Annotated in this window: 18 protein-coding genes; 2 read left to right on the top strand and 16 right to left on the bottom strand. The window is 38.2% G+C overall.

Annotation, left to right across the window (positions count from 1 at the left end):
- From tssG to tagH, 15 genes are all read right to left on the bottom strand, one after another.
- Positions 1–990 carry a type VI secretion system baseplate subunit TssG gene (gene tssG / locus CWB77_RS05535; protein WP_054201389.1) on the bottom strand — a complete coding sequence of 330 codons (990 nt, stop codon included), beginning with the start codon at positions 988–990 and terminating at the stop codon, positions 1–3.
- On the bottom strand, positions 987–2813 hold the full coding sequence (gene tssF, locus CWB77_RS05530) for a type VI secretion system baseplate subunit TssF (RefSeq protein WP_054201390.1): 1827 nt from the start codon (positions 2811–2813) through the stop codon (positions 987–989). The genes tssG and tssF overlap by 4 nt, the downstream gene beginning before the upstream one ends.
- Positions 2810–3295, bottom strand: a complete 486-nt coding sequence (gene tssE, locus CWB77_RS05525; RefSeq protein WP_010389371.1) for a type VI secretion system baseplate subunit TssE — start codon at positions 3293–3295, stop codon at positions 2810–2812. Before tssE ends, tssF begins: the two co-directional genes overlap by 4 nt.
- A 15-nt stretch (positions 3296–3310) precedes the next feature.
- Positions 3311–4090, bottom strand: coding sequence for a type VI secretion system accessory protein TagJ (locus CWB77_RS05520; RefSeq protein WP_054201391.1), 780 nt, complete (start codon positions 4088–4090; stop codon positions 3311–3313).
- Positions 4091–4092: 2 nt separating this feature from the next.
- Positions 4093–5619, bottom strand: coding sequence for a type VI secretion system contractile sheath large subunit (tssC, locus tag CWB77_RS05515; RefSeq protein ID WP_138621719.1), 1527 nt, complete (start codon positions 5617–5619; stop codon positions 4093–4095).
- Positions 5620–5656: 37 nt separating this feature from the next.
- The gene (tssC, locus tag CWB77_RS05510; protein ID WP_010389377.1) at positions 5657–7147 is read right to left on the bottom strand and encodes a type VI secretion system contractile sheath large subunit; all 1491 of its coding nucleotides are present in this window, start codon (positions 7145–7147) and stop codon (positions 5657–5659) included.
- Positions 7144–7647 carry a type VI secretion system contractile sheath small subunit gene (gene tssB, locus CWB77_RS05505; RefSeq protein WP_010389380.1) on the bottom strand — a complete coding sequence of 168 codons (504 nt, stop codon included), beginning with the start codon at positions 7645–7647 and terminating at the stop codon, positions 7144–7146. The genes tssC (CWB77_RS05510) and tssB overlap by 4 nt, the downstream gene beginning before the upstream one ends.
- Before the next feature lie 15 nt (positions 7648–7662).
- The gene (tssA, locus tag CWB77_RS05500) at positions 7663–8778 is read right to left on the bottom strand and encodes a type VI secretion system protein TssA (protein WP_138621717.1); all 1116 of its coding nucleotides are present in this window, start codon (positions 8776–8778) and stop codon (positions 7663–7665) included.
- Positions 8779–8981: 203 nt separating this feature from the next.
- The gene (locus CWB77_RS05495; protein WP_138621715.1) at positions 8982–9779 is read right to left on the bottom strand and encodes a PP2C family protein-serine/threonine phosphatase; all 798 of its coding nucleotides are present in this window, start codon (positions 9777–9779) and stop codon (positions 8982–8984) included.
- Entirely contained in the window at positions 9772–10500 is a 729-nt protein-coding gene (gene tagF / locus CWB77_RS05490; protein ID WP_138621713.1) for a type VI secretion system-associated protein TagF, read from the bottom strand. The genes CWB77_RS05495 and tagF overlap by 8 nt, the downstream gene beginning before the upstream one ends.
- Entirely contained in the window at positions 10482–13991 is a 3510-nt protein-coding gene (gene tssM, locus CWB77_RS05485; RefSeq protein WP_138621711.1) for a type VI secretion system membrane subunit TssM, read from the bottom strand. Before tssM ends, tagF begins: the two co-directional genes overlap by 19 nt.
- A gap of 10 nt (positions 13992–14001) precedes the next feature.
- The gene (gene tssL, locus CWB77_RS05480; RefSeq protein ID WP_138621709.1) at positions 14002–15282 is read right to left on the bottom strand and encodes a type VI secretion system protein TssL, long form; all 1281 of its coding nucleotides are present in this window, start codon (positions 15280–15282) and stop codon (positions 14002–14004) included.
- A gap of 22 nt (positions 15283–15304) precedes the next feature.
- Entirely contained in the window at positions 15305–16633 is a 1329-nt protein-coding gene (gene tssK / locus CWB77_RS05475) for a type VI secretion system baseplate subunit TssK (RefSeq protein ID WP_010389395.1), read from the bottom strand.
- A 16-nt stretch (positions 16634–16649) separates the two neighbouring features.
- On the bottom strand, positions 16650–17114 hold the full coding sequence (gene tssJ, locus CWB77_RS05470; RefSeq protein ID WP_010389398.1) for a type VI secretion system lipoprotein TssJ: 465 nt from the start codon (positions 17112–17114) through the stop codon (positions 16650–16652).
- Positions 17115–17129: 15 nt separating this feature from the next.
- Complete coding sequence (tagH, locus tag CWB77_RS05465; protein WP_054201394.1) at positions 17130–18398, bottom strand: type VI secretion system-associated FHA domain protein TagH; 1269 nt, start codon at positions 18396–18398, stop codon at positions 17130–17132.
- Positions 18399–18791: 393 nt separating this feature from the next.
- Between tagH and CWB77_RS05460 the strand changes: the two genes are divergently transcribed.
- Together CWB77_RS05460 and CWB77_RS05455 are read left to right on the top strand one after the other, a co-directional pair.
- A complete protein-coding gene (locus CWB77_RS05460) occupies positions 18792–20765 on the top strand; it encodes a serine/threonine-protein kinase (RefSeq protein ID WP_138621707.1) in 1974 nt (657 codons plus the stop codon).
- A 178-nt stretch (positions 20766–20943) separates the two neighbouring features.
- Positions 20944–21288, top strand: coding sequence for a PEGA domain-containing protein (locus tag CWB77_RS05455; protein ID WP_010389403.1), 345 nt, complete (start codon positions 20944–20946; stop codon positions 21286–21288).
- A gap of 48 nt (positions 21289–21336) precedes the next feature.
- Here CWB77_RS05455 and CWB77_RS05450 read toward each other — a convergent pair whose 3' ends face one another.
- On the bottom strand, positions 21337–21696 hold the full coding sequence (locus CWB77_RS05450) for a DUF1294 domain-containing protein (protein WP_054201396.1): 360 nt from the start codon (positions 21694–21696) through the stop codon (positions 21337–21339).
- Positions 21697–21718: the final 22 nt, after the last annotated feature.

Raw genomic sequence — 21718 nt, 5'->3', positions numbered from 1 at the left:
TTATCCTTTAAACGATAACTTAGTAGGGTTAAATTTAGGGGTGTTTTTACTCGCCATTAAAAAGCTATTTGCGCCTAGTTGGCATTCACTTTTTGACAGCTGCACCGCATCAAGTTGTTGAAAATCTGACTCAATAACAAGTCGAAATGAAATAGCATTGCCGGCATAGTCTTTGACAATTTTTTTAGCTAATTCAAATAACTTGCCTTTAGGTAACAAGGATTTTGCTTTATCAAAATCGCGGGTACTGATATGGATCTCGATATTAGAAGAAATATCCCATATCTTTTTACCAATTACCGTATCAACACCTAAGCGGGCATGTTGTCCCTCATAAAGGCGTTCACTTGCTAAACATGTTTGCTCTTGTGGCTTCAAATCGTGCCACTTACCTATCATTTGTTTAATGACAACATCACAGCCAAGATATGAGCTCAGTACACTTTTTAAGTCAAAAGCATTGCGAATTTTTCGGCTATAAAGGCCTGAAAAGTGCAACTGATGTTCATCATAACCGCCGCTTAAAAGCCCTAATATTTGCGTGTATGGGTCTTTGTTTTTATCTTTATTTATATGATTTAAAGACGGTTTATATTTTTTCCACGCTCGATAATATAAAGACACCAAACGGTGATTAAACATGTCGTAAAAGTCGCGCATGGTTGTATCTTTATAGCGAAGACGCTGCATCACCAGTTCGCTATAAAATTGAGGCAAAGCGCCCGAACAACCCGTTAATCCCATAAAAGAGATCTGCATGTTGACTTTATGTAAGCCATCTTCAAAGCTTGCTTGTTCTAATTTTGTGATAGCGTTACCTGGGTAACCAAATTTTTGAGTTGCGGTAAACTTAATTAACTCTTGCTTTGGACTACTGTCATACCCTACGTAGCGATACTCCAAGCCATGCTTTTTCAGCTGGTTTTCAATAATGAAAACTGCTTTATAAAAGTCAACTTGTGACGCTTGAGAAATAATATGTTGGATCATATTAACGGGCTTTCCCCAACTCGCGCAGGCCATTGGTAATACACTTGCTCTTGTTCTTTTAGCCTTAAACTAACGCGAGTAAAGCTATTAATTGCTGCAAATTGCGCAAAGAAATGATCGAGGATAGAGGCAAAGAAAAACATGCCACTACCTGAAAAGTCATCATTGGCGAAGGTAATTTCAATTTCACTTCCCGTTGCAAAGCTTACTCGCCCTTTTTGCACAACACGAGCCGTTGCGGGTTCTACAACCACACGGTAAATATTATCAATAAGGCCTTTTGTTTGCGGAGATGCTCTAAAATCATAAAGGCGTAGCACTTCTTTAAGCTTATTACATGCATCATCTCCACTAAACGCGTCGAGCGTTAAATGATTAACTAATTGCCAACGTGTTGCATCGGCTAATATCGGTCTAACTGCATGAGTAAATGGAATTAAACATCTAATTTTTTTAATTACATCGCCGCGCTCTGGCATTAATAAGCCTAGCTCATCGTCTCCAAAAGGCATGCTCGCAGGGAGGTTTCGATTACTGCAATTAGCACGTACGGTTAGGACCGTGTTCCCTTCAGCATAATCCATAGCGCTATTTTCAAATCGTGCATCTACCAATGATAGAAACGATTCGGTGCCTGACTCAACATAACCCCCTGCCCATGAGGCAGTTTCTCTGCGGATATGCCAAAACAAATCATCGTGGCCTTGGTATCGTGGATGCGTTTGTCCATAAAACGGACAAACTATTTGTTTATTTCCCTTATGGTCAAAGGCAATTACTTCTGAAATACCAATTACTTCTGAAATCTCAGAGTCCATATAACGCGGCGTTAATTGGTATTCGTATTCGCTCAGCTCAGGGCGAATAGGTTCTAATTCTTGTTCAAACATATTAATTATGGGCGTACACCCCATCAAGAACATGTCTTTGTCTACTTGCTTTTCAAGCTCTGAAGATTCAGCATCAAGATAAATATACACTGTGCATTTATTAGAATTTTTAGGCAACGATGAGTGAATATTTTCAAGTTCAAAAAAACGAAACTTTTCAGGAAAGGTAAAGTTTTCGACGAGTAAGCGATAGCCGGCACTTGATCGCTGCGAATACGGTACAACCGCTTCATTTGCATCAAAGCCAACCGCTTTAAGTTGAGTTTTAGAAAGGTACTTTATACCCTCATCACCATTATCAAAAGCAATGCCAATAGCGTGCTTAAACAATAATTCATACACTTTAAGCGTATGATGCCATTGGCCATTTATAAATAATCGTAATTTTTCCAGCCCAGTTTCAGCCAGTGATACACCCGGGTATTCACCGGTTAGCTCAAGTTTGAAAATTGACTTTGCTTTCTCATGCCAACGTGGTTTTGGTGCCACAAAAGGACTGTTATCAAATTGCGCACTGGTAATTTCAACAGGCCATAAGTAAGTTTCATAACAGGTTTGAAACTTACATTGCTTCATTGACTCAACATTGGTTTCAACTTCACTCGCTCTTGGAATGACTACTCCCGTGGTTGAGAGGTTTTCAGCCTCTAATTTAACCACCGACATTGAAGGAATAGGCGCTTGATAGTCAGGTAACATTTGCCCTAATAAAGCATCAGTAAGCTCAGGAAAGCTATCATCTAACTTTTGCCTAATATTAGCCGTTAAAAATGCGAACGATTCAATTAATCTAGATACATGAGGGTCTTCAATATGATCATCGCTTAGCTTTAATCGCCCTGCAACTTTAGGGTATTTTTCAGAGAAGTCTTTACCCATATGACGAACAAACGCCAATTCACGATTGTAATATTTTAATAATTCATCGTTCATAAAGAAGCCTCAATAATCTTCATCCCTAAGTTCACAGGCTCAACTTCAGAGTCAAAGCTAATAAACTCAGGCTCTGGATCTGCATATAGTAAAGCGTTTATTCGCAAGTTTAATACTCTATTTACGGGTACTTCATCGTCAGTAAATACCTCAACTTCAATGAACCGAGGCTCAAATTTCAAAATTGTATTTCTAACGGTTTCACATAGCAGTGCCCGCCCTTCGTGAGAGCTCACCGACATACTCGAAAAGTCAGGTAAACCATACGATAAACAGGATGTTGCTAACTCTGCGTACTGTGCTGGCCACGTGTGCCATTGAATTCGCGCATTTAGCAGCGCTTCTATGTCTCTGCGCACATTTTTTCTCAGCTCACTAATGCTGATCCCCTCAGTACGAGATGGGGCATCCTGAAAGTCTGGCTCATCGTCAATGAGCCTATCTAAAATGGATGCTTGAAGCTGCTGCTTATGCTCTATCATAATTATTTACTATGCTTACTCAGCTGTTTCTAGGACGTTTATTTTAAGGTTTGGAACAGTGATGGCTTCATCGTTGACAAACAACATTTTCATTCCTTTACCTATAATAAATTCGTCTTGAAGTTCTTCCCAATCAGATACTTGGCCTAGCTTTTCTAGATCTGTATTTGAGTTTGCGTAAACTAGTGGCAAGTGAGCGGTACCCGATGGGCCGTCTTTAATAGTAATTTCAACGCGTAACCAAATACCCTCTAATAATGACGTTACAGGTTCTACTTTTAATGTTTCAATTTCATTAAAGTTAGCCAGGTAAAACTCGCCATTCGTGCCTAGCACTTCTAAATAAGGACTTAAGCTATCATCTAAATCTCGAATTGCTGATTGCTCGTCTTCAACACTCTCCAAGCGAAGCGCTTCCATTTGTTGTGCAAGACTGGCTGCTTCAGATGTTTCACCTTCAAGCAAAGCAACATGCATTTTTAAAAACAAGGTATCTAGCTCATTGGCTTCATGAAAAAGTTTAGGAATCCCCTTACCTTGATAAAAATCTACGCGCGATTGCTGGGCACGAATTAAATGTCTAAGGTTAACTGCACCTACAGCAAACTCTGGGTTCTTTTGCACCATAAAGTCGAGTTGTTTGTCTGCTTTTTCAAGCTCGCCATTAATGCAAAGTAATTCAGAATAAATACTTCTAATGTCAAAATTTAAAGGCTCATCTTGCAACTCGGTAGCGCAGCATAATAAAGCATCAGCAAGTTTTCCCTCGCGAATTAAACTGTGTATTTTTTTCATGATTATTCCTTTATTTTATGATGAGGACTGAGCTCTGTTATTAACTTAATACTCGAGACCATTTGGTCTAACTGAAAGTGGGGCTGTAACTGCAAAACCGAAAAGTAATGCCCCGGGTTTGCTTTATTTTCACTTACTTTTATTTTTGCATTACTCAGTGGATATTTGCTTCTGATATGCTCAGACGCGGAATCTGACGCAGTTGTGTAGTTATTTATCCAGGCCTGTAAATCTCTCTCACAGGCCTGTGCTGTGCTATAAGAACCGACACGATCTCGGGCTAATAATTTTAAATAGTGCGCAAAGCGCGATACACACAAAATGTATTGCAACATAGACGATAAGCGCGCATTGATATTGGCAGCACTTGAGTCGTAATTTTTTGTTTTTTGAACCGATGCATTACTGTAAAAAACAATATGTTCCGTATTTGTAACCGAAGAAGCTGGGATAAAACCGAGCTCAGAAAATTGCTTTTCAAACTTACTGGTTACTAATAAATCAAGTGGCGGCTTTGCCTCTTTTTGATAGGTATCGTTTGCAAAGCTATCACGAGCAAGTCCTGTTACTAATCCCTTAGAGACTTTACCTGGCTCTATACCACGAATGTGACCAAACCAACCGCTATCGCAGTAAGCTCTAATTATTGTTGATACGAATTGATACGCTGCACTGCCCCACAACATATCTGTTTCTGGATTTTTTATTTGCTCTTTGAAGTAAAAATCTTGATGGCGTTTGCCATCATTAACATAAGGCGGCCTGACTAATACATGAGGCAATGTAAAGCCCATAAAGCGCGCTTCTTCGATTTTTCTAAAACTTTGCCATTTTATATATTCAGGCTGTTCAAACTGATTAAATAAATCAGAGTAATAACCTAAATCTGAAAAGCTATCAGCACCAAATAAATTAGCCGATGCCGAACATATAAAAGGAGAAAATGCAGCAGCTGCCGTTCTTGATACCTCTTTTATGGTATCAATATCGTTGTAAATAGTGCCTGCTGAGCAACCATTACTAATTTCGTAATCACCAATTACAATACCAAAAGGCTCGCCTCCGGCACTGTCAAACTCGTTTTGATAAAGTAACTGAAAAAACATACTTTGATCAAAATCAATCGCTTTGTTCACGTCTTTTGAGAGCGTTGACCAATCACAATTGAGCAATTTAACTTTTACTTTTTTTTCTTTGTCTTGTTGCTCTGTTTGTAACAATAACCACCATAGATTACGCCAGCTAGCTTCTAAGCGTTGAAAGCTATCTGCATGAATTATGTGGTTGAGTTGCGATGAAATAAGTTGATCGAGTTCAATAATTACACGTTGTAAATAAGGACTCAAAGACTCCTTATTCCAAGAAAGGGGAGAATCAGAAGAGCCTTCAAGCCATAACAATAACGCTTTATCTAGGTTTTTTTCATTTAAAAACCTATCGAGCAAAGCGTCATTATCGCTAATTCGAGACTGTGACTTTTGTTGAAAAGTGAAGTCTTGATTTATAAATGAAAACTCTTCGTGATTCATTCTATTGCATCATCCTTAATGCGAGAGAGCGGTATTATTAACCGATCTCTGGGATTTTAGCTACAAGACGTAAAGAAGACGTTAGTTCTTCCATTTGTAACCAAGGTTTCAACCAAGCAACAGCGTTGTAGGCACCAGGTTGACCTGGGATCTCTTTTACAGATACTTTTGCATCTGCAAGAGGGTAACGTGCTCTGATGTCTTGACCACCGCCCTCTGTCGCATTTACATATGACAGGATCCAACGGTTTAACCATGATTCAACGTCTTCAGCTTCCATAAAGCTACCAATCTTGTCACGTGCCATTACTTTTAAGTAATGCGCAAAGCGAGAAGTTGCCATTAAGTATGGTAAACGAGCTGAAATAGCAGCGTTAGCCGTGGCATCAGGCGTTGAGTAAATTTTTGGTTTTTGACAGCTTTGACCGCCAAAGAAAACAGCATAATCAGTATTTTTATAGTGACATAGAGGTAAGAAGCCTAACTGACTTAACTCTGCCTCACGACGATCTGTAATGCCAATTTCTGTTGGACACTTAAGATCTGGATCACCATCATCACTAGTGAATATGTGAGTCGGTAAGCCTTCCACTTTACCGCCACCCTCTGCACCACGAATAGCAGTGCAGAAACCGTATTGAGAAAACGCAGCGGTCATGTTAGTTGCCATAGCGTATGCTGCATTACTCCAACAGTAATCACCGTTATCAGTGCTCACTGAACGACCGTCTTTTGGCTCAACTTCAAACTCTTCGTAGTTGAACTCTTCAACAGGTTTAGAAGCAGCACCATAAGGTAAACGCGAAAGGAAACGCGGCATAGTAAGTGATACAAAGCGTGAATCATCGCTGTCTCTAAATGAGCGCCATTTAGTGTATTCTAATGATTCAAATACTTTTTCTAAATCACGTGGTTTAGTAAGCTCTTCCCAATTATCAAAACCGAATAAAGACGGTGAAGAGGCAGCAATAAATGGACAGAATCCAGCTGCAGCCACATTAGACATTAAGCTCAATGTTTCAACATCTTCAGGGTGATTAGTAAATTCAAAGTCACCTACGATAGTGCCATATGGTTCACCACCTGGAGTACCAAATTCAGACTCGTAAATTTTCTTGAAGGTTTGGCTTTGATCAAACTCAACGGCTTTACTTAAGTCTTTATGTAACTCTTTTTTCTTCATGTTTAAAACACGAATTTTTAATGTAGAACTTGTTTCAGAGTTCATCACTAAGTGATGCAAACCGCGCCATGAGCCTTCAAGCTTTTGAAACTCATCCGAGTGCATTACCACACTTAGCTGTTTTGAGATTTTTTGATCGATTAACTGAATAGCTTCATTAAACGTCACAGTCATGTTTTTATTCCATTGAACTGTGCCTTTTAACGCTTCTTCTGTTAATGTTTTTAGTAATTCTTCAGCACGGCTCGACTCTGTTTGTTTAGTCGCGCCAATTGCTTGCTCTAATAGTGAAGAACTTACCTCTGATACCGATTCTGATTCTGTTGCTAATTGTTCAGTGCTCATTTATCAGTCTCCTCTAAGTTAAGTTCTTTAGCCATCGAGTCTAAGCTTGCTGTATTGCTTAATACTTCTTCTAGCACATTCTCAAGCTCTTCTGAACGGTCAATTTTGGTCATCAAGTCACGCAGCTTGTTGCGCGTTTCCATCAATTTGCGTAAAGGTTCTACTTGGTTTACAACCGCAGCAGGCTCGAAATCGTCAATCGACTTAAAGTTCAAGTTAACTTCAAACTGAGAACCATCATCCGTTAATGTATTGTCTACTTTTAAACGCAGAGAAGGGCTCATACGTTTTAAAACATCATTAAAGTTATCACGATCAATTTGAATAAAACGTCTATCTTTTAGTGGTTTAAGTGCTTCTGTGTTATCACCAGAAAAATCACCCATTACACCTACTACAAAGGGTAATTCTTTTTTTACTGCCGCGCCCTCAGTTTCCACATCATAAGTGATATGTACTCTTGGTTTACGAACTCGTTTTAACTTATCATGGATACTCATTGAGAACTCCTTTTACTATGTTTCAGTTTCGCTGATCTTAATGCCAGACAACTTAAAGTATCCAGTCCTAGCATCACTATCTGTAATTAACTCATTTAATAACTCAGGTAGCGATAATTCGCTCCATCGAATAACTTGTTCTATCGTGTAAGACATTGGTGAATGAGGTTCAGTCTTTCTGAAAAATGTCGCAATTTCTTGAAGTTTTTTTATTGCGTTTTCTCTCGAATCAATCTCATCACTGACACGCTTTTTAGGTTGCGCTGCGCCTGCTTCACTCGCATCTTCAACCGCTTCCTCTTCAGGCTCAGCATTTGCCTTATCTAATGCAATTTGTGCTGCTTCAAGTTTATCTGCTGCAACATGGTTTACCGCAGCTAAGCTCACTTCTAATGCTTGTTTAATATTAGACGTAGGTTGTGGCTCACCCGTTACCTCGTCCATAACCTCACTCAAAGCGGCAAACTTTTCTATCGCATCTTCAATATCATTTTTTAAAGATACAAAAAACTCGGTACTAGTTTCGGCTGCACTTTTTTCAAGCTGTTCAAAATCAACGGCACCTTGGGTTATCTTCTTTTCGCGTTTTTCATCACTTAAACGTGAAATGTCATAACCTTGCTGATATTCCCAAAAAGAAAAAGGATCCATACTGACACTGTCTGTCATGTATATACTTTTAATTGGAATAATTAACGTACCTTCACCAGCACTGCCATTTAAGCCAACTAATGCAGACACTTTGTCTGAAATTTCATCACCGTCATCAAGTGTTGGATAAAGTGACTCAAAATGATGTTCCAAAAGGTGCTTAGCAACACTAAAACCAAACGCAATGCCTTTAAAGCCATGAACGCGGCATAAGCCTTCAATTAGCCATGCTAGGTATTCTATATCTTTACTTTCGGTTTTAATTGCCTCACTACATTGCTCAAGTAACGGAATCCAATCTCGAGAAAGCGAAGCAATTCCTTCTTCATCGACTAGCGCATTTCTTTCAGCCGCACGAAGTTGGTTTCTTAAATCTTTTAAGGCGTAGTAAGTAGACGTTGGAGAGACATCTGAGCGCGGATCACTACCTGCAAACTCAGTATCTGAAATAGGGGAAATATACTCTTCAAATAAAAACATTCCATTGTCCTAAATATTATCCATATTCTCTAAAGCTTAGAGCGTGAATAATATTACATTCTTTAAATTAAATTACAAGCTTCAGCGCCATTGTGCCGATAAGCTGGCTAATGTTATTTTATAAATAATTGAAATAACAGTTTTTTTGTTCCTGATATATTTACAATTTTTTTTCTTAAATATACTAAAACAGGCTTAATCAGCTACTTAGTGAACAATGGAATCGTTGCCTCATCTTGTATATTGCAAGATTGTATCGATTGATTGGCATCTACATCATCATATTTCACTAAAATACAAGTCACATTATCTTTAGCACCTCTGACTAACGAGGAGTGCATTAAAGCCATTCCTGAATCAATAATACTACTGGGCTCTAATGACAAACATATGTCTTCATCTGATAATTCACCGGTAAGGCCATCTGAACACAGTAAAAAGATGTCGCCTTTGTTTATCTCACCCTCAATTACATCAACTTTCACTTCATCCATTACCCCTACAGCACGGGTAATAACGTTAGATAATGGGTGGTTTTTAGCTTCTTCAACAGAGATCATTCCCTCGTCGATTAAGTCATTAACTTGACTATGATCTCGAGAAACTTGCGTTAGTTTACCATTACGTAATAAGTAGGCTCTGCTATCACCAGCCCATAATATGTAATAGCGCTCATTCTTAACAAACAAAGCTGTTACTGTACTGCCAGCTGTTTTATTGCTTAAATATTCAGCGCTATACTGAGTTAGTTGCTTATTTGCATCTTCTATAGCGCTAACAATATGACTTACGGTCAGGTCTTCTAGCCTGAGCTTTTCAACAGTAGTTCTAATCACATCAACCACTAATTGACTAGCAACTTCACCCGCTTCATGACCGCCCATACCGTCAGCTACGACCCATAAGTTATGGCTGTTAATTTCAACGTGCGCATCTTCATTTAGCTGCCTCACTGCACCTCTATGAGTTATGGCATAACTTGTACTTAAATTACTAATCACTATTCTTTACCTGTGTGTAATTCCATTCCCAATGCTTCCAACGTCCATCGAGCATTGCGGCTACTTGATTAACTGGCGGTAAAGCTGACGTGATCAGCACCATCGGTTTTATATTACAAGAACCATGTGTCCACCAAACACTATAATCACCATACTTTTTATGTAAAATCGCATGCATGGCATCTTGTAAAATATGATCGCTTAACTCTGTACCTGAAAACTCTAGTGCGACTGCTTGTTTGTTTTTATCTTTTGAACTGGCATAACTTACTTGCTTTTTATTTGCAGCAACTTCGCTTAGTGTACTGGCAAGCTCTTTTCGCCAAGAGAACAAATCCACAGAGCCATCAAGTACTTTAAGAACGGCATCTTCGTACTCTAATGAAAAAACACCAGAATGAAGCACATCAACCGGAGCAATATGAGTTGCACGAGTTACTGTTAGTGGATAGTGCCTTCCTACTGCATCCATACTGGGCAATAACGTACCCATAATGCCAGTATCACCCACAATATTGGGGCTTAAGGCAAAGTGCCAAACAGGGCCTGTTAGGTAGCTTTCTTGCCAAACATCACCAAGTTGCTCTTTGCTCACAGCAATGGCAGCTTGTAACCATTGCTCCCAATGCTCTGAAAACTCTTTAGTTACGTTATCTTGAACAAAGTCGCCTAAACAAGGCACCTTGCCAAGATAACCAATATCTACAATCGGGTCGGACATGAAAACTTCTCTACACTGCTGTTCCAAAACGGATGCCTGATTGAGCTAGGCAGTAATTCTACTTTTGCGTTGTTCCCCATCAAAGAGAAATGTAACTCTAGATCTTGACGGGTTTTGCTGCGCTTTTCACTGAGCTCATCTAGCATTCGATAAAGTGACCACTCGCCTTGATAAGTCGTGTTAATTGAACGCCCACCGTTTGGCGGTGTAAACACAACGCGAGTTTTACTTTGGCCACTGGCGCCAGGCCATACAAAGTTTGTAACCTTGAGTGGACCATGACGGTAAATCATTGACTGGCCATCAATTTCAATCATTAAACTAGATACCGTTTTATCTAAATTAAAAGTACGTAAGCCAAACTCAATTCGGGGTGTGTCACTACCACGTTCAAAAAATGCGGTTTGAATTTTGAAAGCGTGCTCAAACATTTTTAAGGTGTTATTGCTAATACCAATATCTTTTTCAAATTTCCACGGGCTAGAGCTCATGTCCACACTCGGAGCTACATAGCTATTAAAAAAGTTATCTATGGTGCCATTGGGGCCAAAGAAGCGAGTAAAGTCTTTAATGCTGACTTCTTTTTCTGCCTGCGGAGCAAATGGGTAACGCCCCACAATTGCCGCGTTATACTCGCGCAACACTTTGCTTTTCCAAATTTCATTTAAATGTCTGTTAGCACTATTTTTGGTGATGTTGCTAGTATCTCTACTTATATCAAGCAACCAACTATTAAACGGATAAGGCAAATCACTACTTTGATACTCTAATTGGCGAATAAAACTCGGTTTACTCTTACCACTTATTTGATCTTTAATTGAGTATTTAAGCTGATCACCTCGATCAAGTTTAGTTAGATAAATATTCAACTCTCTTAAGTTTTTCTGAATATTATCAAGCTGCTGAATGTCTATATCGATAATATCTTCAAACGCCTCTTCGACTTGATAGCCCGGTAGCTGTACCTCAAACTTAGGCGCTTCGTCAGGTAAGAAGCGTTTGATTCGATTTGCTTTCGTTTGCATCGCAACTTTAGCTGCATTAGCCGCAATATCCCCTGCGACTTTTTGATTTTCAGAAACAGGTAGCTTAGTTAGTTGAACATTCTTTTTAACTGCATTGATGATATTTTTTATTGGCGCTTCTGAGCCTGCTAATACATCAGTAATATTCACACCCTCAGCAGGTGAGCTGTATTGATTAAGACTCAAGTCATCTAAAAACGACTGCCAATAATAGATATAATCTTGAAAGTAACGTTGCTCTAGCTTCTTTTCTATCTCTGCTTTAGAAATATCATACGTGCCAGAGGCTTCTTGACCATACACCCAGCTACTGGCCATTAAGTTGCCAAGCATTTTTCCTTTTTCAATATTAAAAATGCCATGAAAACCGTTAAAAGTGTATAGCCCCGGAATACTGCGCGTTAAATCACCGTTATTACGAAAAGTAAATTTTTGCGCACTTTCAAAGCTAATAATATCGGTTAATCTGAAAGGCGGAATACTGCTATCAAGAAAATCAGCTTGAAGTCGCTGGTATGCTCTTTCTGCAATCGGTAGTTTAGTGAGTTCTGCACGAGCTACGCGAACCGCCTGATTATCTATTTCGGTTTGTGTTACGCCCTCTTTTAACAACGCAGCAATATGATTCATCAACTCATTACGCGTCTGCATGTTCAAATCACCAGGCAAATTTCTATCTAAATATGCACTAAACCAAACGGAAATATCTTCACTTTCAAAATATTCAGGTTTAAATAGCATTAAGTAGCATCTGAGCGTTTCATATAAATAGCTAAGATGCTCTGGGTGAGCCTCCATTTCCTTTATTAACGTGTTTGCAATGAAGGGCTCTAAATAGGTTTGCAAAGAACGTTTATAAGCATTAGCAGAAGACTCTTTAATTTCAGTAAGCTTATTAAAGCCAACTGAAGATGCATCTTCAGGATCAATTAACTGAGCATTGGTTGCTGGCAAGTTTCTTAATGCATTTAGTCTGTCATTTAGTACCAGTAGATTATTTCTATCAAAAGAAGATGAGTCTAGTTCTTGGTACGTGGCAACTGCTTCATCTGTTGCATCAATTAAGTTGCTATTCCACGCAAAGCTGAAATACCAAGAAATTGAAAAACCGAACAAAGCAATACACGCAAGTGACACACTAGCAATTCGAAGCCACTTATTCTGTTTATCATGGTGTTTGTTAGTGCTTGCTAAGTTTTGCTCAGGGAAAATAACGCTCTCTAAAACGTTTTTAATAAAAAAGCTTTTAGATTGGTTTATGTAATCGGTTTTATCTGCACTTGCATCATTTAAAAAGCTCGAAGGGGTACCCTCTTGAGTGGCGCTGGTTAGATACACGCCTCTAAACATAGGTAACTCTTCATAAGCGTTAGGAGTAAAAATCTCTTTCAAGAAGTCATCAGCAACGCCTTGTAACACACGTAATTGTCTGGGGAACTCAAAGATTTTAGCTCGAATAGCTTCATTACGTTCATTGATCAATCGACGGTTTAACATCTCTGTAAGTTTAGAAATTAAAGCGTGGAACTCTTTATTGAATGCATCGACTTGGGTATCTTTGTCTAAATCAAGCTCAAAGGTGATCCCCCAAACTTGCTCACATTCTTCCTCAGTAAGTTCGCCAAAGAACTCTCTGAATCCTTCAATTAAATCTACTTTAGAAAAAATAACATAGACGGGAAATGTCATACCAAGCTGGTTTTGTAATTCTTGAAGGCGTTGTTTTATAGCACGCGCATGAAGATTTCGCTCAGTTTTGGTCTGACTCATAAGTTCAGAAATCCCCATACTGATCATTACCCCATTTATAGGGCGTAATGGGCGATGCTTTCTTAATAAGCCGAGAAAGCCTTCCCATGCTCTAGAGTCGTGTTTAGCGTGGCTACTTTGCGTTGTGTAACGCCCTGCAGTGTCGATTAATACCGCTTTATTGGTAAACCACCAATCACAATTGCGCGTACCACCAACACCATGTACTAAATCAACCCCAAGCTTATCCTTTAATGGGTAATCTAGGCCTGAGTTATGAATAACCGTTGTTTTACCTGCGCCAGGTGGACCAATCATGATATACCAAGGTAATTGGTATATATTTTTACCTTTAAATAGTTTTACGTCCTTGAGTAAATCTATGGCTTCATTCATTCTGGTTTTTAGGGTGGTTATTTCTTCGTTAACTTCACTACTGTTTGCATCGTTATTATCTATTAACTCATCTGCCATTTTTTCATCACGTCTGCTTTGCTGCATAAGGCGATAAATTTTGGTTACTGAAAAAACGAGTACTATCAATAAAATAGTTAATAGCCTTGCTGCGACACCGGCAAGCGGAACATAATCGGCCACTGCAATTAAAGGACCACCAAACCAAATTAATAATGATAAGGCTAAAAAACCGATAATTAACATAGCGGTTCGAGACGTTAGTGCGTAGGTTATTTTCTTAAATTTTTGTGAGAAACTCATTACAGCCTCATTAAAATAATAGATCGATTTCAATTCTGCGGTTTAACGACCGAGAAGCTGAATCTGAATTGCTGGCGATAGGCTCTGCTGCGCCCTTTCCTTCTGGCCATAGACGACCGCTCAAGTTGGTGCTTTTAGCCATTAAATTAGCAACTTGTGTTGCTCTGGCTAAAGATAGATGCCAATTAGAAGGGTACGTATCAGTACTAATTGGTAAATCATCTGTATGACCTGTTATGAGGACTCGCCCTTTAGTTCCTTCTAAGCTTAACGCTAACTTTTCTAAAATAGGCTGGAATGAAGGGAGAAGTTGCGCGTCTCCTTGCTTAAACAAGTTTTCACTGTTGATTGTAATGCGGATCCCATCTGAGGTTTTAGCAACGGCAACAATCCCCATTTTAATTTCTGTTTGCAACAACTGTTCAAGGACACGTAATTGCTGATCTTTTTTATCAACCGTCTGGTTGACTGCCAAGGGGTGAATACCGGCTAGCTTTTCATTAATCGCAACAACATCATTATTTAGTTTCATATTTATTGATAAATAGATCATCAATAATATTAGCCCCAATACAGAAAATATAACCCATAGCGGAACTTGATTTCTCAGTTCAACACCGGCTGCTACTCTTTGCTTCCAGTTTGGAGACAGCTTGTTGTTAATTGGCCCATTAAGTTGGTTTAATAAATGATAAAGTTGTGAACGGTATTCTTCGATTTTTGTATCACCACCGGCACCTAGGCGGTATTTACCTTTAAACCCTAAATTCAAGCAGTGATATTGCAACTCTAAAAATTGTTGATTTCTTTCTGGTTGAGCTAAACCTGAATCAAGTAGCGTGTAAAAATATTCGCCGCCAAATGTTTCTTTATGAAAGGTAGAAAGTAGGCTTTCATCCGCCCACTCCATTGAACTCCATTTTGAGTTCAATACAGACTCATCAAGAATGGCGCACAAACAATAGCGCGAATTATTGATTACTTCTTTTGATAAGTGCTGATTGCGAACTTCCACTTCAAATCGTTTGATTGCCTCAACACAACGATGTTTAAGCGCTGCGAGGTTACTCATTTCAAGCGATTGATTGATTGAAATTACAAGAGAAAAGCAATCGGTTGCCGCTTCTAACAAAGGATTTTTAAATATCGATACTTTCTTACTACCTAATGGCTTCGAAGAAGGTGGCTCGACCGACATCACTGTTTTATCAGCATCATTTTGTGCCGGGTTACTACTTGGCGTATTTCGCCCTAATCGACCTGGGCGAGGTTTGATAATGGTTTCGTCCATTGAAACTCTTCCTTTTAAAAAGTTAAGTTCTTATCGCCCAAAGGCTTAATTGTAGCTCTGGGTAGTTTCCTGAGAGGTGAATAGCAATTCCCCCGCTGGAACGTAATTTATCCCAATGTTCACCATGTCTATTTAATTCAAAATAATGAAAACCTGCATGATAAGGAATTTGTCTTGGTGCTGTTGGTAAATTGCTAATCGTAATACCTGGAATTTGGTTATTTACCAGATCTCGAATTGTTTCTACACTGCCAATTTTAATTTGCGAAGGTAGAATTTTTCTTAATTCTTCATGGGGCACACTTGCTTTGATTGCTAAAACAAATTGAGCTGAATTGAGAATTGACTTGTCTTTCAACGCACCAAAAGAAATACCAAATTTACTTTGCTCAAGTTTAATTTCAGTTGCTGTTTGCTCAATAACATGGCTTAACGATTGGTATAAAAAGTTAACCACTTCATTAAATACCTGTCCTAAATTAGTATGGTCATAATTAGGTAATTTAGGCACCCTCTTATTAGCTGTGCTGAAAGTTGACAACTCGCCCGCAAGCTCAATTAAACGACTATAAAATACATTCGGGTGTAAGCTATTGACACTAAGCAAGTTATTAAATATCGCATCATACTTATTTAGTGTTTGCAGCATGATAAAATCTGCAACTGAGGTACTCCCTGCATAGCCTTGACTGAGCCTAGCGGCTATACTTTCAGCGCGCTGCTTAATCATTGAGCCAATTTCTCTGACCAGCCCTGATAAAGGTTTGCATTGCCCTACTTTTAAAGAAGGAGGAATATACTTAGCATCTAACTTTATTTGCCCTTCACTACTCACATCTATAATTCTAGCTAAAGGTAATACGATATAGCCTGAATGATCATCAGAAGACAGCATCAATTTGCTATACACTTTCGCAACTTGAATAATTTCCTGAGATTGTGCCCCTAATAAATCATCACTCACTGACAAGTCATTAAGCTTATACCGAGTAACGGTGTTATCGTCGGCTGAAGATATATTAATCCCGCTATTTTTTAGCGCAGGGATAGCAAGATAAACAATCTCATCAAAAACATCTTTATTAACCACTAGCGGTTCAGGTAATGATGTTGATTGAGGCATATCTATTGGTAATAAATCTGGAGTGATTGCTGATAATGCGTCTACAGCAAACTGCCCGCTGTTAAGCAATTCATTATCAATACTTATATCGATTATTCCCCACGGATCAGCAAGATTGCCACTGCATACTTGCTTGATAACATTAGAAATATATTTATCTGCTTGTTGAAAGTGCTGAGGTCTTAAAAACATTCCTTCAGTCCAAGCAACACGAGTGTTATCACCCATTTTTAAAAATCCTTTTTTATTGCTCTCTCATGTATGTCGCAATTGCTTCTACATTAACATTGATATCGTCATAGCCGGTAGGGTCAACTTCTATAACCGCTCTCCACCTTGCTTGATCTATATTTCTATAAGCAACAACAACCCCAACGTAACGAGTATTTCGATTAAGGCTCATTTTATATTGTTGTATTGAGTCAGGCTGAAGTTCTAATTCATCTTTTTTTAATAAGTCAGGTCCGAGGATTTTTTCTGGTGTGTCGTACAAGCTAAAAAAGTCCTGCGTGTCAAAAATAGTTCTTGAGCTAAGCTCAAAAATTTTCATTACCACTGGAGAAGGACGTTCTGACGTATCTGGATTAACATTTTTAGATACATTAATGATCAGATCGGTAGAAGGGGGTACGATTTTATTCATCGTAGTACATCCCATAACCAAAAATAGTAAACTAAAACTCAATAAGTAGAGCTTAACTTTGTACATTATTTACTTTCCTTTCTAGTGCGTTTCTTTGATTCGATCGTTGTATGCCTTTAAAAAATCATCAGACATTGCCATGGCGCCTTTAGTGTTCACTTCCTGAGAAATATCATCATATAAACTTTGATATAACTTCCAGCATTTAGACTCTATTTGACCAGGGATAATTTTTAACACGTTAGAATTATCGTTTGCCTGTTGATTAATTTGCATGGGAGAAACCTGCGATAACATCCCTTTTAACACACCATCTGCACCAGCGAGTAAAGCATGCTCATGCTTACGTGTGTCTATAAAGCTTTCTTTAATAGATTCATTCGAAGACAGAAAGCTTGCACTATTTTTTATGAACAAGTTCTGAATAACATCATCAATATTGGCAGAAAATTTTAATGGATTGTTTTGTTCAGCCTGAAACATCGTATGATTCAATCTTAATTTGTTTTTTACAATCGCGCGTTGACGTAAAGATTCCATAAGCTCAGTGAGTAATAAATTAAGCCCTTGGCCCATTTCAAACCACAGTTTTTCATTATCTAACGAATTTTTAAGCTCATCTTTAATCCCTAACCCTTTTAAAAACGCATCAGATAACGCCTTGTCATTTTGAACTACGTTCTTTATTGGTGCAGACTGTTTGTCAGGTTTGTGCTCATTAGCGTGGCTATTTGAACGAGGAGGTTCTTGAATAGGCGCAGGAGTATCAACAGGTGCTGATGAATTGCTAACATTATTGCCAATGTCAAAGTCATCGGTATTCATAAGGCGCGTTAATTCATCCCAGTCTTCAGGAATATGATTATCTGTTGTTTGTTGCGCAGTCACTGATATCTCAGGCATCGACTCATTCATAATCGAGTCATCGAATGAAGGTATAGACTGCTCAGCCGGTTGAGAGTTTTGCGTAGCGAAAGTATCTACTGATTGAAAATGACTTGGAGCAGAACTACTCACATCAGCTTGTTGATCTGATGTTAGCACCACATTGACTTGAAAATCGCCGATGGTTAATACGTCACTGTCTGACAAACGTTGTTTGTTGCCTTGACCAAGCGGCGCTACAGCAAAGTTAATAAATAATCCATTAGTTGAATTATCGTATACGTAAAAAGAGTCACCTTCTTTTTCTATTATACCGTGTTTACTTGAGATTATTTTTTCGGGATCGGGTAAATGCCAATCGCACGCTTCAGAGCGACCAAAAGTTAATGAATCTGTTACAGTTTTAGTGGCTTCTATTTCAGGCGAAAGTCTGTGATAACTAGTGATGTTTAGTATCAGTTCCATTTGATAAGTCAGTCCCTTATATCGATATTGTGAACAGGATAAAGTAGAAGCGAAACTATTGTCAACATTGAAATTAACACAAGAAAATATTGCGCTCTTGATTTTGTCTCTAAAACAAGATGTTTGATAAACACATTACACAGCGATGAAAGATTTTACCGTAATGCTTTATAACTAGGCCAAAAACAGCCTGTTTAGAGACCCCTTCTAGCTTTAAACCGACTTTTTCAATATATAGTAAGGGAAATTTACCAACAACAATATGTCACTCAGGCATTGCTATAATTGTATATTTTTGTAAAATACATACTCATATCAGAGGGAAAATTGATAGATAAGCAGAGAATATTTACCTTTGTAATTATTTAACTTAACACAATAAAAGGATTTTTTATGAGTAGTACTAATGATCACAACGATAAAACTCAGATTGCTTCCCTAGACTCAAACACAAAAAAAACGTCAAACATTCGCAAGCAAAACCTACTTGGCAAAAAAATATCTGGCCGCTACTTAATTGAAGAGCTGATTGGCCAAGGCGGTATGTGCTACATTTATCGGGCGCGCGATACTTTTTTAGAAAGCAGTAATCGCTCAGAAGCCACAGTAGCAATTAAAGTACTTCAGGAAGAATTTTCAAGCTCTGAAGAAGCTATTTCATTACTAAAAGATGAAACAGCAAAAACACAGCAACTTTCCCACCCAAGTATTGTAAAAGTGTACTCAGCAGACTCTGACGGCGATTTATATTATGTCACTATGGAGTTAATTGAAGGGGAAACACTGGAACAAATTATTAAACGTAATAAACCCTCAGGTTTAGCGTTTAAAAAAGCAAAAATTATTTTAGAGCAATTAACCAATGCGCTCATTTATGCCCACTCGCGGGGCGTAATTCATAACGATCTTAAGCCCTCAAATATTATTTTTGACTCTAACGGCAACCTTAAGGTGCTTGACTTTGGTATTGCCAAACACAAAAGCTTAGACGATCAATACGCTGTAAAAAATGACAGTGAACTGGCAACAATTGGCGGCTACACCCCAACATATGCAAGTCCTGAGCAATTAAAGGGTAGTGAAGCATCAGTAAAAGACGATGTTTTTTCTTTTGCCTGTATTGCCTATGAACTACTTAGTAGTAAACACCCATTTAACCGTATTGCTGCAGACAAAGTACCTAAAAATACAGCAGTGAAAAAACCAAGTAACTGCCCTATTCTTTTGTGGAACAATTTAAATAAAGCATTAGTTTTAAATGCGAATCAAAGGCTTGAATCATTAGAGCCCATTTTAAAAAGTCTCACAACAAACTTAAAGCCAGCCATTTTTGCAAGCGTCGCCAGTATCGCCATTATTGGTTTAATTGCGCAAAATTATTACTCAAGCTCAGATAATACAAAACAATTACAGGCACAACTCGATAATGCCAAAGCGATTAACCAACAAGTAGAAGCGTGGATGTCTTGGCAGGGGCCAACTATTTTAAACAAACTTGAACAAATTCCACCACAATATGAAGTGCTTAAACAAGGGTTACTAAGATCAAACCAGCAAAGCATATTAGAGAGCTTTAATGATGAAGCTAATCAGTTTAATAATATTGCGGGTCGTAAATTTAAAGATTTCGATAAAATCATAGCCGTCTACTCTGATGCATTAGATTATTACCCTGATTCAGAAAAACTATCGATGCAATTAGAAAGTGTACTTAGAGAACGCCAATCAATTATTTTTGATATTACAGCCAGAATCGATTTATTACTTGAACAGTCGCGTTATAACGAAGAGCAACCCAATAGTATTGCTCACCTAGTTTCAGACTTAAAAGAAGTTGATAAAACTTACCGTTATCAGCCAACAGATCTTCACCTTGATAATTTTACTGTTGCATTAAATACCGCTATAGAAAGTGACGATGTGATCACCCAAAAAGTTCTCTTAAACGTGGGTAAAATCGTTTTTACAAACAACAAAAAAGCGGATGAGTTACTAGCAAATTTAATGCAGCGAGAGTCTGCTATTAATGCATTAACTGCGTATCAGCAAAAGATTAATTTAGGCGAACAAGCCGACTTTCCGCGTGCCGATGCTGTGGTGTTTTATGGTCCTAAGTTTCAACGTTTCTCGACTCAATTAGAAACAATAGAAGATCATAAAGCGTTAATGGAGTTTGAAGAGTTTATTAAGTCTGAATCAACAGCATTACCGAATGACTTCTCACTTTTAGTCTCGTTGAGAAAAGAATTATCGAGACGTTACATCAGCACAGCTAACGATTTAATGAAAAAAAGAATGTATAAAGCTGCTGAGCGCTTAGTTGAAAAAAGTGAAGCGATTACTCAGTCTTTAGATAATATGCTTTAAAAAGAGTATATATTTATTGCTCAAAAATAGCACAGTGGTGATTGAATAACGATTACATAGCTATTAGACTAAAATCAAAATACAGATAACAAAGTCAAGGACGACGAGTGCATTCATATCATCATACACTCCGCCAAGATTTTACATATTTAGAGTTTTTATAATTAATGGAGTACCTATGAAAAATTTAAGCTTACTAGCTGCAGCCCTCATACTCTCAGGCTGTTCAGCAACATCTAAAACCAGCAAAACTGAAGATGTCGTTATTGAGCCAACCCCTCAAGTGAGCGAAGAAAGTGCACCAATATCACTTACGGTTATTACTAACCCAGCTGATTCTAGAGTACGGATAATGAATATAGTGCCTGTATATCAAGATGCAATTGAACTAGATGCTGGTAAATATGATATTGAAGTAAGTAAAGCGGGCTATGTAACTTATAGAAAATGGGTAACGGTTGATAAAAAAACCATTTTAACTATAGAGCTCGATGAAAAACAGTTAAGCCAATCAGCGCAATAGACTGTTTAAAAAAGTGAAATGCCTTTAATGAATAAAGGCATTTAAACATTAATAATAAACATACCATGCATAACTACCCAAGCTTAAATTCACCGCTATACACAGCCACAATATCACTATAAATACACGCTTTTGTGACTTATGCCTTAAAGTCTGCTGCGCTATAAGTGCACCAGGCCATCCTCCCAATAGAGCACAGAGATGTAAATGTCGTTCAGGTATACGACTTACTTGCTTGCGATTCGACTGTACTGCTTTTCGTTTGTCCCACGCATAATATAAAAATGTAATACCACTGAGTAGTGAAATATATATCGGTACGAACATCTCAATTTTATGATTTAAATAAGCAAGCCATAGTAAAGCTATAAACACGCTCGAAAATATAATTAAGGTACTTTTTATCAAAAAATAATCGCCTATAATAAGA

Source organism: Pseudoalteromonas sp. S1610 (genome assembly GCF_005887465.1).
Taxonomy (GTDB): domain Bacteria; phylum Pseudomonadota; class Gammaproteobacteria; order Enterobacterales; family Alteromonadaceae; genus Pseudoalteromonas; species Pseudoalteromonas undina.
This window is presented reverse-complemented; position numbering and strand designations above follow the sequence as displayed.